The 16,901-nt window shown below is 36.1% G+C and carries 19 protein-coding genes; 14 read left to right on the plus strand and 5 right to left on the minus strand.

What is annotated here, in order from left to right:
- Positions 1-32: 32 nt before the first annotated feature.
- A complete protein-coding gene (gene tyrA, locus RHO11_11795) occupies positions 33-1,154 on the plus strand; it encodes a bifunctional chorismate mutase/prephenate dehydrogenase (protein ID WVD61146.1) in 1,122 nt (373 codons plus the stop codon).
- Between the two features lie 3 nt (positions 1,155-1,157).
- On the opposite strand, the gene RHO11_11800 is transcribed toward tyrA, so the two are convergent.
- The gene (locus tag RHO11_11800; GenBank protein WVD61147.1) at positions 1,158-2,183 is read right to left on the minus strand and encodes a LacI family DNA-binding transcriptional regulator; all 1,026 of its coding nucleotides are present in this window, start codon (positions 2,181-2,183) and stop codon (positions 1,158-1,160) included.
- 221 nt (positions 2,184-2,404) lie between these two features.
- Here RHO11_11800 and RHO11_11805 point away from each other — a divergent pair, with 221 nt between their 5' ends.
- The 12 genes from RHO11_11805 to fdx all read left to right on the plus strand — a co-directional run bounded on the left by RHO11_11805 (position 2,405) and on the right by fdx (position 12,033).
- Positions 2,405-2,848, plus strand: a complete 444-nt coding sequence (locus RHO11_11805) for a PTS sugar transporter subunit IIA (protein ID WVD61148.1) — start codon at positions 2,405-2,407, stop codon at positions 2,846-2,848.
- A gap of 71 nt (positions 2,849-2,919) precedes the next feature.
- Complete coding sequence (locus RHO11_11810) at positions 2,920-3,192, plus strand: PTS sugar transporter subunit IIB (GenBank protein ID WVD61149.1); 273 nt, start codon at positions 2,920-2,922, stop codon at positions 3,190-3,192.
- A gap of 23 nt (positions 3,193-3,215) precedes the next feature.
- Positions 3,216-4,592, plus strand: coding sequence for a PTS ascorbate transporter subunit IIC (locus tag RHO11_11815; GenBank protein WVD61150.1), 1,377 nt, complete (start codon positions 3,216-3,218; stop codon positions 4,590-4,592).
- Positions 4,585-5,415 (plus strand): transketolase, encoded by an 831-nt coding sequence (locus RHO11_11820; protein WVD61151.1) that lies wholly within the window; start codon positions 4,585-4,587, stop codon positions 5,413-5,415. Before RHO11_11815 ends, RHO11_11820 begins: the two co-directional genes overlap by 8 nt.
- On the plus strand, positions 5,415-6,356 hold the full coding sequence (locus RHO11_11825) for a transketolase family protein (protein WVD61152.1): 942 nt from the start codon (positions 5,415-5,417) through the stop codon (positions 6,354-6,356). Before RHO11_11820 ends, RHO11_11825 begins: the two co-directional genes overlap by 1 nt.
- 359 nt (positions 6,357-6,715) lie before the next feature.
- Entirely contained in the window at positions 6,716-7,174 is a 459-nt protein-coding gene (gene iscR, locus RHO11_11830; GenBank protein ID WVD61153.1) for a Fe-S cluster assembly transcriptional regulator IscR, read from the plus strand.
- Positions 7,175-7,208: 34 nt separating this feature from the next.
- Positions 7,209-8,423, plus strand: a complete 1,215-nt coding sequence (locus RHO11_11835) for an IscS subfamily cysteine desulfurase (GenBank protein ID WVD61154.1) — start codon at positions 7,209-7,211, stop codon at positions 8,421-8,423.
- Between the two features lie 25 nt (positions 8,424-8,448).
- Positions 8,449-8,838: a Fe-S cluster assembly scaffold IscU gene (gene iscU, locus RHO11_11840; GenBank protein WVD61155.1), complete on the plus strand. Its 390-nt coding sequence runs from the start codon at positions 8,449-8,451 to the stop codon at positions 8,836-8,838.
- Positions 8,839-8,883: 45 nt separating this feature from the next.
- Entirely contained in the window at positions 8,884-9,207 is a 324-nt protein-coding gene (gene iscA / locus RHO11_11845; GenBank protein WVD61156.1) for an iron-sulfur cluster assembly protein IscA, read from the plus strand.
- 40 nt (positions 9,208-9,247) lie between these two features.
- A complete protein-coding gene (gene hscB / locus RHO11_11850) occupies positions 9,248-9,775 on the plus strand; it encodes a Fe-S protein assembly co-chaperone HscB (GenBank protein ID WVD61157.1) in 528 nt (175 codons plus the stop codon).
- A gap of 39 nt (positions 9,776-9,814) precedes the next feature.
- Positions 9,815-11,674 (plus strand): Fe-S protein assembly chaperone HscA, encoded by a 1,860-nt coding sequence (gene hscA, locus RHO11_11855; protein WVD61158.1) that lies wholly within the window; start codon positions 9,815-9,817, stop codon positions 11,672-11,674.
- A 20-nt stretch (positions 11,675-11,694) separates the two neighbouring features.
- Positions 11,695-12,033, plus strand: a complete 339-nt coding sequence (fdx, locus tag RHO11_11860; GenBank protein WVD61159.1) for an ISC system 2Fe-2S type ferredoxin — start codon at positions 11,695-11,697, stop codon at positions 12,031-12,033.
- 61 nt (positions 12,034-12,094) lie between these two features.
- On the opposite strand, the gene RHO11_11865 is transcribed toward fdx, so the two are convergent.
- From RHO11_11865 to RHO11_11875, 3 genes are all read right to left on the minus strand, one after another.
- Positions 12,095-13,345: an MFS transporter gene (locus tag RHO11_11865; GenBank protein ID WVD61160.1), complete on the minus strand. Its 1,251-nt coding sequence runs from the start codon at positions 13,343-13,345 to the stop codon at positions 12,095-12,097.
- 87 nt (positions 13,346-13,432) lie between these two features.
- The gene (eda, locus tag RHO11_11870; GenBank protein WVD61161.1) at positions 13,433-14,086 is read right to left on the minus strand and encodes a bifunctional 4-hydroxy-2-oxoglutarate aldolase/2-dehydro-3-deoxy-phosphogluconate aldolase; all 654 of its coding nucleotides are present in this window, start codon (positions 14,084-14,086) and stop codon (positions 13,433-13,435) included.
- 16 nt (positions 14,087-14,102) lie between these two features.
- Entirely contained in the window at positions 14,103-14,915 is an 813-nt protein-coding gene (locus RHO11_11875; protein ID WVD61162.1) for an IclR family transcriptional regulator, read from the minus strand.
- Between the two features lie 185 nt (positions 14,916-15,100).
- On the opposite strand from RHO11_11875, the gene RHO11_11880 reads away from it, so the two are divergent.
- A complete protein-coding gene (locus RHO11_11880; protein WVD61163.1) occupies positions 15,101-15,694 on the plus strand; it encodes an ATP-binding protein in 594 nt (197 codons plus the stop codon).
- A gap of 35 nt (positions 15,695-15,729) precedes the next feature.
- Here RHO11_11880 and tehB read toward each other — a convergent pair whose 3' ends face one another.
- Positions 15,730-16,602, minus strand: coding sequence for an SAM-dependent methyltransferase TehB (gene tehB / locus RHO11_11885; GenBank protein ID WVD61164.1), 873 nt, complete (start codon positions 16,600-16,602; stop codon positions 15,730-15,732).
- Positions 16,603-16,901: the final 299 nt, after the last annotated feature.

Genomic DNA, 16,901 nt, shown 5'->3' on the forward strand with positions numbered 1-16,901 from the left:
ATATCATTTGAATAAGGAATATTGAGGTTAGTATGACGGCTGAATTAAATGTTTTACGTGATGAAATAGATGATGTTGATAAGTTGATTTTATCGTTAATCTCTAAACGACAACAATTAGTGTCAAAAGTTGGTGAGGTAAAAAGTCAGCATGGTATTCCTATTTATGATCCTAAGCGAGAAAGCGAAATGTTGGCTAAGCGCCGTCAAGAAGCTGAAAAAATAGGGGTTTCGCCAAATGTTATTGAAGATATTTTACGTCGTTTAATGCGAGAATCTTATAATCACGAAAATGATAAAGGTTTTAAAAAGATCTATACAGGAACTGGTTCAATAGTCATTATTGGTGGTAATGGGCAAATGGGGCGATTATTTACTCGTTTATTCACTTTGTCGGGCTATAATGTTAAAGTCCTTGGTTCTAAAACGATGTCTCAAGCCGCTGAAATGGTTGCTGATGCAGCGGCCGTTATTGTGACTGTACCGATTAATAAAACAGTTGATATTATCGGTCAATTACCGAATTTACCGAAAGAGTGTATTTTGACTGATTTTACTTCCATTAAACAACAACCATTGCTGGCCATGCTTAAACAACATCAAGGCCCTGTAGTTGGACTACATCCAATGTTTGGTCCAGATGTACCCAATTTAGCTAAACAGATTATTGTTTATTGTGATGGGCGTGAAAGTGAAAAATATCAATGGTTAATTGAACAGATGCGAATATGGGGCGCGAACCTTTACGCAATAGCAGCTTCTGAACATGATCGATGTATGTCATTTATTCAAGCTTTACGGCATTTCACTTCTTTTACTTATGGTGTTAATTTACAACGAGAACAAGCAAATTTAGAGCAGCTTATTGCACTTTCATCTCCTATTTATCGATTAGAATTGATGATGGTGGGTCGGTTATTTGCACAAGACGCACAACTATATGCAGATATTATTATGTCTTCTGAAGATAATATTGCCTTGATTAAACGCTATTATGAACGTTTTGGTGCCATGGTAAAATTAATCGAAAAGGGTGATAAAGAGGCATTTATTAATAATTTTGCTCAGGTAACCGAGTGGTTTGGTGATTATGCAGGCCGTTTTATTAAAGAGAGTCAGATCTTATTAAAATTGGCAAATGATAATCGCGCTTAGTGATTATAAGCTTGCTCGTGCTTTAATCATTGGACTTAATAAAGTTATCTTATCTTTTGTCGTTTCAACTTTAAGCTGCTCTAGTAACGCCACTGCGGCATTCTCGCCCATTTGTTGATATGGTAAAGAGATTGTCGTCAGTGGTGGAGTACTCACTTGACTAAATTCACTATCACCAAATCCAGTCACCGCTAATTGGTAAGGTACTCTAATATGCCTTCTCTGACATTCATATAAAACTCCACAGGCTAGTTCATCAGTAGTACAAATTAATGCATCTATCTCCGGCCAGTTAAGAATAAAATCAGCTAATAACTGGCTACCAGTAGTGAAATTAGCTGGTTTTGCAGCATTGATCACTCGATGAGTCGGTAAGTGATGCGCTAGCATTGTTTTATGCCAGCCATGTAAGCGTTGCTGAAAAATAAGATGTTCATGATTACCACATAGTAAACCAATATGACGATAGCCTTTTTTGATTACGTGTTCAGTTAATATTGACATGGCGAGCATATTATCAACAGTAATATTGGTTTGTGAAGATTCTTTTATTTCATGTCCAATATGTAGTGTTGGAATATGTTTATTATTAATTAATCGGCTTATCGGACTATTTTTTTCCAGATAGAATAATACTATCGCGGCTAAATTATTATTATAAATTGATTCTAATAGTTGTTCTTCTCGGCCATAGTAGTGTAGAGACTCTATTATTAAGGTGACATAACCTTGCTCAGTTAAGCGTGACTGTAAAGCATCAAGAATAATTTTAGAACCATTATCGAAGATCCTGTTTATTACAATCACGATCAGATTATTTGCGCTTGCTGATGCTAAAAGGCTTGCTGCAATATTCGGTTTATAGCCTAATGTATTAACTGCCGATTCTATTTTTTTACGCAGCTTATCGGAAACTTGTTCAGGAGTTCTTAAGGCCCGGGACACCGTCATTGTTCCGACACCAGCCAATTTGGCGACATCAGATAAAGTGATTTGTCCTGTATTTCGACGTTTTTTGGTTTCCAACATTGTTAATCGCTATTTTTATTAAATAAGTATCTATTATTATTTTAAATGGAATTAAATTTCTTCTCAACTTATGAAAACTGTTATTAATATCACATTTTTTATCAAAATTTATAAAATTTTGATAGCGCTATCACAATTTGAATATTCTTTATTTTATATTGATTATCGATATGCTAATTTCACTATATCGCACCAAGTTAGTCTTGATTATAGGAGAAAAAATGTTATCGACATGGTTAACCACACAAACTATCAACATTATTGATTCGGTTGATGACTGGAAACAGGCTATCCGGCTTAGTGCTGTTCCATTACTGGAAGAGGGGATCATCTCTCCTGACTATATACAAGCTATTTACCATTTACATGAAAAGATTGGTCCTTATTATGTTTTGGCACCAGGAATTGCTATGCCACATGCGAGGCCCGAGGAGGGGGTTAATCAACTAGGGTTATCGATGCTACTGGTCAAAAATGGAGTGAAATTTAACTCAATTGAAAATGATCCTGTTTATCTCATTACATTATTAGCTGCTCCAGATAGTTCGAGTCATCTTCAAATGCTAACCGAGTTAGCTGAACTTTTTTCCGCCTCAGATGAAATGCAAAAAATCTTTAAGGCGCAGACGGTAGACGACATTTTAACTGTTGTAAAGCAATACTAATTTAATTAGCTTGCTATTCTAACAATATTGGTACTTTAACTACGATTTTAAGAACAAAGAGGATAAGTAATATGAAAATTATGGCTGTTTGTGGTTCTGGTCTTGGCAGTAGTTTTATGGTTGAGATGAATATTAAAAAAGTACTTAAAAAATTAAATATTGATGCAGAGGTAACACATGCTGATCTTGCTTCCGCGATACCTGATGAAGCAGACTTATTTGTGATGACTAAAGATTTAGCTGCAAGTTCTGGTATACCTAGTGCCAAACTTATTGTTTTAAATAATATTATTGATATTAACGATCTTGAAAGCAAACTTGCTGAATATTTCAAAATAAATTAAGCATTATTAACGAGGGATTTTTTATGATTCAAGATGTAATGAAATTTATTGTTGATATATTAAAGGTGCCGGCTGTATTAGTCGGCTTAATTGCGATGATTGGATTAATCGCACAACGTAAGTCATTAGCCGATACCATCAAAGGTACTATCAAAACAATTTTAGGTTTTTTGGTTTTAAGTGGTGGTGCAGGTGTTGTTGTTAGCTCGATTACACCATTAGGCAATATGTTTGAGCAGGCCTTTCAGCTCCAAGGAATTATCCCTAACAATGAAGCGATTGTTTCAATGGCACAAAATGAATATGGTGTTGCAACGGCATTAATTATGGCATTTGGGATGGTTGCTAATATTGTTATAGCGCGTTTCACCCGATTGAAATATATCTTTTTAACGGGTCATCATACTTTCTATATGGCTTGTATGATTAGTATTATTCTGACTGTAGTTGGTTTTGAAGGATGGCGGTTAATTTATACCGGTGCGTTAACTCTTGGTTTAGTAATGGCCTTTTTCCCAGCGATAGCACAACATCAAATGCGTAAAATCACAGGTAATGATGATATCGCGTTTGGTCATTTTGGTACATTAGGTTATGTTTTATCTGGTTGGATAGGTGGTCTGGTTGGTAAAGGTTCACGTTCCACTGAAGAGATGAATTTACCAAAGAATCTTAGTTTTTTACGTGATAGTTCTATTTCTATTTCATTAACAATGGCAATTATTTATCTTATTATCGCGGTTTGTGCGGGTTCTGACTATATTGAGAGTCAATTAAGCGGAGGGGAGAATTACCTTGTTTATGCGCTTATTCAAGCAATCACTTTCGCAGCTGGGGTCTTCATTATTTTGCAAGGTGTTCGCTTAATTCTTGCTGAAATTGTTCCTGCCTTTACGGGCTTCTCTGAAAAACTTGTTCCTAACGCAAAACCAGCTCTTGATTGCCCGGTTGTATTTCCTTATGCACCAAATGCGGTACTTATTGGTTTCTTATCTAGTTTTGTTGGTGGATTAGTCGGATTATTTGTATTAGGTAAATTGGATCTGGTACTGATTCTTCCTGGCGTTGTTCCTCATTTCTTCTGTGGTGCTACTGCGGGGGTATTTGGTAACGCAATGGGTGGTCGACGAGGAGCGATACTTGGGGCATTTGCTAATGGCTTATTGATTACTTTTCTTCCTGTATTACTACTCCCCGTATTAGGTTCACTCGGTTTTGCTAATACTACATTTTCTGATACAGATTTCTGTGGTGTCGGTTTCATTTTAGGGAATATGGCTAAATATTTTAGTAAAGAGATGATCATGGCTATTATTTCAGGAATATTTGTATTGTTAGTCGTTTATAACTATGCAGTAAAATCTAAACAGACACAAACGAAAGAGGCTGCTAATGAATAGTCCAGTTAATCAAATGAAAGAGTTTGCCAAGCAAATTCGACTTGCAACATTAAAAGAGTTAAATAATCTTGGGTTTGGTCACTATGGTGGTTCTCTATCCATTGTTGAAACACTTGCTGTACTTTATGGTGGTATCATGAAATATGATGCTAAAAATCCACAATGGCAAGAACGAGATTATTTTGTATTATCAAAAGGGCATGCGGGACCTGCATTGTATAGTACCTTAGCTTTAAAAGGTTTTTTCCCTGTGGAGGAACTATTAACATTAAACCAAAATGGGACTCGTTTACCCAGTCACCCTGACCGTTTAAGAACCAAAGGTGTTGATGCAACAACGGGTTCTTTAGGACAAGGTATCTCTATAGCTTCAGGACTCGCATTAGCCCATAAATTATCTGCTTTAGACAATCGAGTCTTTTGTATTGTCGGTGATGGTGAATTAAACGAAGGACAATGTTGGGAAGCTTTTCAATTTATTGCACACCATAATTTAAACAATCTGGTTATTTTTGTTGATAACAACAAAAAACAGTTAGATGGTACATTAGATGAAGTGATTAAACCATTTAATTTTAATGATAAATTTAGTGCTTTTGGCTTTGATGTACAAACCATTAAAGGGGATGATATCGCTGGCATTTATAATGCTGTTAAGACCGATCGTACAGATAATCAACGTCCACTCGTAGTTATTTTAGATAGTATTAAAGGGCAAGGTGTTCCTTATATCGAAAATATGGTTAGTAATCACCACTTAAGACCTTCTGAATCAGCGAAAGCAGAATTAGAAAAAATCGTTGCAGAATTGGAGGGAAGATAATGTTTATCGTTAAAAATGATCCTATTGAAATGCGTAAAGTGTATGCCAATTTTATGCAAGAATCTATTGCTAAGAATCAAGATATTATTGCACTAGAGGCTGATTTAATGAGTTCGATGTCGATGGATAGTGTCCAAAAACAGTATCCTAATCATGTAATCAACTGTGGAATTATGGAGGCACATATTATTGGTCTTGCTGGCGGATTGTCGATTGCTGGTAAGAATCCGTTTTTCCATACTTTTACGGCATTCGCAAGTCGCCGCTGTTTTGATCAGTTATTTATGTCGATTGATTATCAGCATAATAACCTCAAAGTTATTGCTTCAGATGCAGGGGTCACTTCTGCTCATAATGGCGGCACTCATATGTCATTTGAGGATATGGGAATTGTACGAGGACTTGCACATGCTACAGTACTTGAGGTTACTGATGGTGTCATGTTCAGAAATATTTTAGAACAATTAGTTGATTTGAAAGGTCTTTATTGGGTTAGGACGATGCGTAAAAATGCAGTTACAATCTATAAAGATAATGAACAGTTTACTATTGGTAAAGCGAAAGTATTACGTGAAGGGTCGGATGTTACGTTAATTGCTAATGGTATAATGGTTTGTGAAGCCATGCTTGCTGCAGATAAACTCGCAACTCAAGGTATTGAGGCTACAGTGATTGATATGTTTACCTTAAAACCTATTGATCGTGATGTTATCGTTAAGTATGCAAAATTAACAGGTAAAATTGTCACGTGTGAAAATCATAATATTCATAATGGATTGGGCTCTGCTGTTGCAGAAGTTGTTGTACAAGAACACCCTGTACCTATGCGTTTTATTGGCGTTAAAGATCGTTATGGGCAAGTTGGTTCAGTGGAGTTTTTGAAAAAAGAGTACGGGTTGACTGCTGATGATATTGTACAAGCCGTGCACTCTTTTACGTAATTTTCATAAAATAATCGCCTATCTGTTGATAGGTGATTATCGCTTTTACTCGTGACGTTTATGTCTTAATTAATATAATTTGTGCTGATATTGTCTATCAGAACTGCTCGATTTTAAAAAAAAAAGCGTTATCTTAATATCCTCAGATTCTACTCTCATGTCATTTTAATGATAATAATTTTTAACGCATATGAGCCAAAACCCCTCTGCTATTAGTTCAAACAATGATCTAAATGTCTATAAATTTGGCTGATAGTTTTTCCCTATTTCTATATCCTACTAAAAAGCTCAACTAAATACTTGACTAAAAAAAACGGATATATACAATAATTCCTGTTATTAATAGAAAGGATATAATTATGAAATTGACATCAAAGGGCCGCTATGCCGTAACTGCGATGCTTGATGTTGCATTGAACTCCAATCAAGGTCCGGTATCACTGGCAGAAATTTCAGAGCGACAAGAGATTTCATTGTCTTATTTAGAACAGTTGTTTGCTCGTTTAAGAAAAAATGGCTTAGTGAGTAGTGTGAGAGGACCAGGCGGTGGTTATGTTCTTGGTCGCGGCATGAGTGAGATAGCTATTAGTTCAATTGTAAAAGCGGTGGATGAAACTGTTGAGGCAACTAAGTGTCATGGTGAAGAAGGTTGCCAGGGTGGTGTTAAATGTTTAACTCACTCATTATGGAATGACTTAAGTGAACGTATTGATAGTTTCTTGGCTAATATAACATTAAATGAACTAGTCAAAAATAAAGATGTGCAAGCTGTTGCGGATAGACAAAGTAATTTAATTCGCGTTAATCACCTTAGCTAAATAAAATAATATAAAATTTGTGTTGGAGCAATAGATGAAACTTCCAATTTATATGGATTATGCAGCAACCACTGCAGTCGATCCAAGAGTTGCAAATAAAATGATGCAATTTTTAACACCAGATGGCATCTTTGGTAATCCCGCGTCACGTTCTCACCGTTTTGGTTGGCAAGCAGAAGAGGCTGTTGACATCGCACGTAATCAAATTGCTGAATTGATCGGTGCAGATTCTCGAGAAATTGTATTTACCTCTGGTGCAACAGAAGCCGATAACTTGGCGATTAAAGGTGCTGCACATTTTTATCAAACCAAAGGTAAACATATTATTACCAGTAAGACTGAACATAAAGCGGTACTAGATACTTGTCGTCAGTTAGAAAGAGAAGGGTTTGAGGTTACTTATTTAACACCGGAATCTGATGGTATTATTGATTTAGCGAAGCTTGAACAAGCTATGCGTGATGATACAACAGTGGTTTCAATCATGCATGTGAATAATGAAACTGGCGTGATTCAAGATATTGAGAAAATTGGTGAAATGTGTCGTAGTCGCGGAATCGTATTCCATGTCGATGCAACACAAAGTGTTGGTAAACTTGATATTGATTTATCTAAATTAAAAGTTGATCTCATGTCGTTTTCTGGGCACAAAATATATGGTCCTAAAGGGATTGGTGGATTATATGTAAGACGTAAACCACGCATTCGTATTGAAGCACAAATGCATGGTGGTGGTCATGAACGAGGAATGCGTTCAGGGACTTTACCGGTGCACCAAATCGTCGGAATGGGCGAAGCTTACCGTATCGCTAAAGAAGAACGTGTTACTGAGATGGCTCGTCTACAGAAATTGAAAGAACGTTTATGGAATGGCTTAAAAGATATTGAAGCTGTTTATCTCAATGGTTCTTTAGAACACGGTGTTCAAAATATTTTGAATGTGAGCTTTGCTTATGTTGAAGGTGAATCATTAATGATGGCGCTTAAAGATTTGGCGGTATCATCAGGTTCGGCCTGTACTTCAGCAAGTCTTGAACCGTCTTATGTTCTACGTGCTTTAGGATTAAATGATGAATTAGCGCATAGCTCAATTCGTTTCTCTATAGGACGTTTTACCACCGAAGAAGAGATTGATTATGTGATTAAACTTCTTCATGACTCAATTGGACGTTTGCGAGAGTTATCGCCATTATGGGAAATGTATAAAGATGGTGTTGATTTGAATCAAATTCAGTGGTCTGCACATTAATCACAAATAGCGAGGAGTAAATATTATGGCTTATAGCGACAAAGTAGTTGATCATTACGAAAATCCTCGTAATGTTGGAGCGTTTGATAAAAATGATCCCAATGTTGGTAGCGGTATGGTTGGTGCACCAGCATGTGGCGATGTGATGCGTCTACAGATTAAAGTGAATGATAATGGTATAATTGAAGACGCAAAATTTAAAACCTATGGTTGCGGTAGTGCAATTGCATCAAGTTCTTTAGTTACTGAGTGGATTAAAGGTAAATCTCTTGATGAGGCTGGTGCAATTAAAAATACTGATATTGCTGAAGAATTGGCGTTACCACCAGTGAAAATTCACTGCTCAATTTTGGCAGAAGATGCGATTAAAGCCGCGATAGATGATTACAAAAATAAAAAACAAAAAGCAATATAAGCAAATAAGCAAATAAGCAATAATAGATAAATATAAGGATTGACTATGTCTATTACATTAACGGAGAGTGCCGCAAATCGTGTACAATCATTTTTAGCTAACCGAGGGAAAGGGGTTGGACTAAGATTAGGTGTTCGAACGTCAGGTTGCTCAGGTATGGCTTATGTTCTTGAGTTTGCTGATGATATCAATGCTGACGATAATGTATTTGAAGATAAAGATGTCAAAATTATTGTAGATACTAAGAGCCTTGTTTATATTGACGGCACCGAGTTAGATTTTGTAAAAGAAGGATTAAACGAAGGATTTAAGTTTAATAATCCAAACGTTGAAAACGAATGTGGTTGTGGCGAAAGTTTTAATGTTTAATCTTTTTACGATTGCTAGATATTGATAGGGCATACTGATAATGTTTGAACATGATAATTACTTCTCATTATTTCACCTACCTGCAACGTTGCCTGTTGATATTGCTCAATTAAATGAACAGTATCAACTGTTGCAGCGGCAATATCACCCGGATAATTATGCCATTGCAAACGATAGTGAAAAAGCGACAGCAATGCAAAAATCTGCAACGATTAACGCGGCTTATAAAACCTTAAAAGATCCCTTTACGGCAGCCCAATATCGGTTAGCTTTGGAAGGGATTGATATCGACAATGAAAGTAATACTATTTTCGATCCGCTATTTCTCAACGAACAATTTGAGTTACGAGAAATACTCGATGATATTGAGCAGACCAATGATCTTGATGCATTAGACACTTTTTATGATGAAGTGATCAGCCGTAAAAAACAGGTTTATAGCGATGTATTGTTGGCTATCAAAAATAGCGAATGGCAGGATGCTAAAATCATCCTTTATAAACTGCGTTATTTTGCTAGGTTAATTGAACAAATAGAGTTACTGCAAGAAAAACAATTTGCTTTATAATAGCCTTATTATTTATTCACGACTATAAGAGATAATTTAATGGCGTTACTACAAATTAGTGAACCAGGTTTAGCCCCTGCTCCACATCAGCATAGATTAGCTGCAGGGATAGATTTAGGTACCACTAACTCGCTAGTTGCTACTGTGCGTAGTGGGCAGGCAAAAACATTACCCGATGCTAATGGAGAGCATTTATTGCCGTCAGTTGTACACTATGGTCGCAATGATGATGACAATTTACTTATTACTGTTGGAGTAAATGCTAAAAATAATGCTGCATCTGATCCACAAAATACCGTAAGTTCCATAAAACGTTTAATGGGACGTCACTTAAGTGAGATCGACATTTCTCATTTCCCATACTCTTTTTTAACGACTGAAAATGGTGTACCTATTTTAAATTTGCCTAATAATCAGGTCAATCCAGTACAAGTTTCAGCTGATATTTTAAATATGTTGGCATTAAGAGCAAAAGAGAGTTTAGGTGGTGAGTTAGACGGTGTGGTGATAACTGTACCAGCTTACTTTGACGATGCTCAGCGTCAGGCAACCAAAGATGCTGCTCAATTAGCGGGCTTACACGTATTACGCTTACTTAATGAACCGACCGCTGCTGCAATTGCCTATGGTCTTGATTCCGGTCAAGAGGGTATTATTGCAATTTATGATTTAGGTGGGGGTACATTTGATATCTCTATTTTACGTTTGAGTAAAGGTGTTTTTGAAGTGCTTGCTACCGGTGGCGACTCTGCATTAGGTGGCGATGATTTTGATAACTTATTAGCTAAGTTGATTGCTGATAAGGCTGGGGTTGATGTCACAAATGATCCTTATTTGTCACGTAAGTTATTAGATCTTGCAACTGAAGCGAAAATAGCGCTATCTGATAAAGAAAGCGTTATGGTTGAGTTTGCTGGTTGGCAAGGTAAATTAACGCGTAGCGAGTTTGAGCTTTTAATTGAACCCTTAGTGAAACGTACACTCTTTGCTTGTCGACGCGCATTAAAAGATGCCAATGTGACGACAGATGAAGTTGTCCAAGTCGTGATGGTTGGAGGATCAACTCGTGTACCTTATGTCCGCTGTAAAGTTGGTGATTTTTTTGGTTGTACGCCATTAACGTCAATTGATCCCGATAAGGTTGTGGCGATTGGCGCTGCAATTCAGGCTGATATTTTAGTCGGTAATAAACCAGATTCAGATATGCTATTGCTGGACGTTATTCCGTTATCTCTCGGGATTGAAACGATGGGCGAATTAGTTGAAAAAATTATTCCTCGCAACAGTACAATTCCTTGTGCAAGGGCTCAAGAGTTTACTACCTTTAAAGATGGTCAAACGGCAATGATGATTCATGTTTTACAGGGAGAGCGTGAAACAGTGGCGGATTGTCGTTCTTTAGCTCGTTTTACTTTACGAAGAATACCGCCAATGCCAGCAGGTGGTGCTCATATTCGTGTTACATTTCAAGTTGATGCTGATGGGTTACTGAGTGTTACTGCGATGGAAAAATCGACAGGAATTCAAGCGGCAATTCAAGTTAAGCCCTCTTATGGTTTAACAGATAATGAGATTGCAAGTATGATTCAAGACTCATTAAATTATGCTGAAAATGATAAGTTAACGCGTAAATTATTAGAGCAAAAAGTTGAAGGTTCAAGAGTGTTAGAAAGTTTACAAGCCGCTTTGGATAAAGATGCTGATTTACTTTCAATTCAAGAACTTGATGATATTTTAAGACAGAAGCATCTGCTTGAGGTCTCTTTACAGGGGCAAGATAGCTATGAGATTGAAAAGCAGATTAAACATTTAGATAGTATGACACAACATTTTGCCGCTTTAAGGATGGATCGTTCAATACGGCAAGCGCTAACTGGCCATAGTGTTGATGACATTTAATTGATTGAAAAGAGATTATTATGCCAAAAATTACATTTTTACCAAACGAATCACTTTGTCCTGAGGGGATGACCGTTGAGGCCGAAGAAGGCGAATCTATTTTAGAAGTTGCATTACGTAATGATATTGAAGTCGAGCATGCTTGTGAAATGTCTTGTGCTTGTTCTACTTGTCACTGTATTGTGCGTAAAGGATTTGATTCTCTTGAAGAGAGTGATGAGCAAGAAGATGATATGTTAGATAAAGCTTGGGGCGTTGAACCGAATAGTCGTTTAAGTTGCCAAGCTAGAGTGACTAATGAAGATCTTGTTGTTGAAATTCCTCGATATAGTTTAAATCATGCTAAAGAAGATCACTAAGCTTTGATTATTTTAGAAATTGAAAAGGCGCTTATTTAGCGCCTTTTCTTGATCTCATGAATTAATGACGAGTAATTGGTCTTTTTAAGAATACACCATATGATATTGCGCCCATAATTAATAAACAAGCACCTAAAATAAAGACATTACCAAAACTACCTGTTTTATCTAGAATAATTCCTGTCACAATGGGGGCCATTGCCGCTCCTAGAAAACCACCAAAATTTTGTATTGCACCAAGGGAACCAACTTGATTACTCGGGGCAACATCAGCGGCAAGAGTCCAAATAACGCCTGATGGTAATTGTGAGGCAAAATAACCGACAGATAGCAACACAATACTTAGTACAGTATTATCAATAAAAGCGATCGGAGCAACCGATGCCGCGGCAATAATTGCGCCTCCAACGATAGGTATTTTACGAGCCGTGATTGGCTGCAACCCTCGTCGAATAGCATAATCTGAAATAACACCGCCTAATAGTACCCCAATAATGCCACAGAAGAAGGGGATTGATGCAATCCATCCCATCTGCTTTAAGGTAAAACCTTGTTCTTTTTCTAAATAACTCGGTAACCAAGTTAGATAAACCCAGATGGTAAACATAATTCCAAAATTACCTAAAATCATGAACCAAGTCATTTTTTGTTTTAACAAATCTCCCCATGACGCTTGAGGCTGATTGGTTTGAGATGACTCTATCTTATTATCCCCAGCAATAATTTTTGCTTCTTCTGGCGTTGGATTGCGATATATTTTTAGCCAGACTAACATAACAAGTAGACCAAATATCCCGACAATAATAAACATACCCCGCCAGCTCATCGTTAACATTAAAATAGTTAAGAGTGGTGGCGCGATAGCATTAGCAATTTGTGAACCGGTGTTAATTATAGATACTGGTACACCTCGTTCTTCTTTAGAAAACCATGTTTGTGTCGCTTTTAAGCCAGAAGTAAAAAATGGCGATTCAGCTACACCTAATACAACACGCATAGCATAAAACATGGAGTAAGTGTTAAGAAAACCGCAGGTAATTGTAACAACAGACCATAATCCAGAAGCCCAAGCAAACATTTTTTTCGGGCCAAACTTATCGACTAACCAACCAGCAGGAAGATTAGCTAAAGCGTACGGCCAAAGGAATGCTGACAATAAAAACCCCATTTGTGTTTGTGTTAAATCAAACTCTTCTGCAATTGTTGTATTTGCAATACTTAAATTGGAGCGGTCAAGATAGTTAACGACTGCACCCACGACAAGTAGAATAATAAATCCCCATCTTAATTTAGGTTTGTGTTTTGTTATCATGTTGTTACCCTTTTTTAGACAAAAAGATCCTATCGGTATTAAAAAATAATACCGTTGATGTGTGAATTAAGAACTTTTACTGTTTAATTATTTTGTGGTTTTAGCCTTATTAACTGCGGCAATAAAGGTTTTTGCAGCCAGTGTGACTTTACTGTAATCTTTTTCATTCCCAGCCGCTTTAGTAATATAGCTTGCAACACCGACACAGACCGCACCAGCGGCAAACCATTCATGGACATTCTCAGGCGTTACACCGCCAGTTGGAGAGATCGGTGCATGAGACAATGGTGCTAGCACTGACTTAATATAATTAGGATTGACGAATTCTGCAGGGAACAATTTAACAATATCAGCACCTGCTTCTAAGGTATTTTGAATCTCAGTCGGGGTATAAGCACCACTTAAAGTAATGACTTGGTAACGATTGGCAGCTTTAATCATCTCTGGATTTAAATTTGGGCTCACTAATAATTCAGCACCGGCAAGGATTGCAGCTCTTGCTGTTTCAGCATCAAGAACGGTTCCAGCACCGACTAAAATACCTTTATTACGGTATTTATCCGCTAGATATTTAATTACACCTAATGCATTTGGTACTGCCATTGGGATTTCAATAACATTGATTCCTCCCGCAATAGCTGCTTCGGCTACTTGAATTGATTCTTGCTCTGTTGCTAAACGAACGATCAGTACAATTCCTGAATTGACGATTTTATTCAAATTTTCTAGTTTACGATACATTAAGCTGCTCCCTATATTACATACAATCATTTTGTTGATATAGCTTGTTACCTGCAAACCCTAGTTTCCTAGAGATTTGTAGAGCTGTTTCTTTTACTAACTTTGCGATTAGTTTTTCTTTATCTTCGGTCATACCACTATATAAACTAGCTACGCTGAACGAGGCGATAGGTTCATTTTCATGGTTATAGATCGCTGAACTAATACAATACATATCTAAATTATCTTCTCTATTATCAATAGCATATCCGCGCTCTCGTGTTTTTTTCGCATCTTGCAAGACATCAGTTTGGTTGGTATGAGATAATGGTGTTTTACTTGGGTAGGGTTCATCACCTAAGAGTTGAATAATTTTTTGATCGTGATAGGCATGCAATAAAGCTTTACCTAATCCTGTCGTATGAAGGTATCGTCTTGAGCCCAACTTTGCTGTTGGTTTCATTGTAGAATGGTTTTCTGCCTTATCAATATAGACAATTTTACCTTTATCTTCAACACCGAGAAAAACAGTACTGCCTGTTTGGCGATTGAGCTCTTGGATAAATGGTCTTGCTGCATCGGCTACGCCAAGATTTGTAATTACCGCACTACCAATTTCAAAAGCTAACAGACTTAATCCATACGTTTTTTTATCGATATCTTTTACCTCAATAATCCCTTTGTATACTAAAGTCTGTAATAATTCAAAAGTACTACTTTTAGGTAATTGCATCATTTCACAGATATTATTTAAAGTTAAATATTTATCACTACTTGCGCAGAGCAGTAGCAAATCTATTGTTCTCGCGGCCGATTTATTTAATTTTAATGGCTGATTATTTTTAGTCATATTTATTCGTATATGTGAATTGTGAAGTAGGTTAAAAAAATCAATTTTATTACTTTATTAAATATAGCATATGAGATTATCATTGATATTACATTTTAATTGATAATTATGAATTTATAATCTAGCTCACATTAACGGTTCGTATATGTGAAAATAATTTCGCAAATGCGAAAAAGGATGAATTTATGCCGCAATCTATGATATTAAATAACACCACTCCGAAAGCAATTTTTCTAATTGGTGCCGCTGGTTCAGGTAAATCAACAGTGGGTAAATTTTTAGCCTCTAAATTTCATTACTGTTATTTAGATAAAGATATTGTTGCTAATCGGTTTACTGGTGAACTATTAATGGCCAAGGGGTATGAAGCGACAGCAAGAGATCAATGTGATTATTATAAAGAAGCGGTAATGGGGCTTGAATACGATACATTGCTACATTTAGCGGGAGAAAATTTACAGTTAGGTAATTCGGTGATTCTTGATGCTCCTTTTCTAAGTTATTTTACAAATCCTAACTATATCATGGAAAGTATCAATAAATTTAATTGGGGAAGTATCCAGCCTTACATTCTAGACGTATTTGTGGAACCGGATGTCTTAAAACAGCGAATTATTACTCGTAATAATCCAAGGGATACTTGGAAATTACAAAACTGGTCAACATTCATCTCAAGTATTCAGCAGAAAAAATGTTTATGGCAGAATGTAAACTATATTCGTTTTAATAATAGTGATTCACAAATAGATGAAACTTTATTATTAAGTCACTTTAGTTAATCTATAATGATGCTACATGTTGTAAATATGTAGCATCAATCATGGTTATTTTTTTGCGCTAACAGCGTTGCAAAACGTAATTTAATGCGGTTACCATGCATGTCTGTTTTATGAAGCTCACCCATATCCTCGTTATATTCAATAATATGCCAGTCTTGGTAATAATTACGCAGTTCATTCTCTTTAAACGTAAATGAGAATGGTACTGAACATGGGCAATCTTTCGTAGACATCGCACTGATGATTAGATTGTAGCCCCCGGATTTAGTGATTGTTTGCATGTTATTAATTACAGCCGGGATACGATCACCTTGTAAAAACATCATAACTACGGTTGAGACGATAAAATCATATTCACCACTTAAGTTCGCTTGATTAATATCATACACATTGGCTTGGATATTATTCAGTTTATCATCTTGAATAATCTGATTAATTTTGGCAATGCTTAACTCTGCCTTATCAACGGCATCAACATCAAAACCTAATAAATTTAGATAAAAAGAATTACGACCAGAACCACAGCCTAAGTCTAACGCTTTACCAACTGGTACAACTTTACAAGCTTCAACGACATCTGAGTGGGTAGTTGTTAAATCATATTTTTTCGCACAATAATCTTCTTTGCTACAGTAAAAGCTAAGTTGGCACTCAATATCGTCAGATGTTGTAACGATTTTATGCCACTGCTGAGGGGTAATTAATGGCGGTTGTTTGGTGACAGAAAAGTTATATAGACTAGTGATATTTCCATGCTCATCAAGCATAGCAAAATCAAGTTCACCTTGTAGAATAACTAATTTAGCAAAAGTACCCGTTTGGGTATTGTGTTTATCTTTAAATACTTGGGGTAAAGTATTATTGTTCCAAACAGGTAACGTTTTATAGCAGACCAGATTTTTGACCATTCTTATTTACTCTATAATAATTAATATCCTACTATTATAGTCAACTATTGACTGGTAGGCTATGAGTATTTAGGTTTATCACTATTTTTATACTATATTTATGCTTTACAGCAATATTATAACGAAAAACATTACAGCATTAACTCAACTTTTAATAATTTTAGTTAGTAGTTTGAAAAATGGCGTTATTAATATATTGATATAAAAATATTTTTTAAATATAAATCGAAAATATTATGTTCTTAATCTGCTAGGATTATAATTTCATGCAATATTATTTTTGTTAATAGTAAATAAAG

This window comes from Orbaceae bacterium BiB, from assembly GCA_036251205.1.
Taxonomy (GTDB): Bacteria; Pseudomonadota; Gammaproteobacteria; order Enterobacterales; family Orbaceae; genus Orbus; species Orbus mooreae.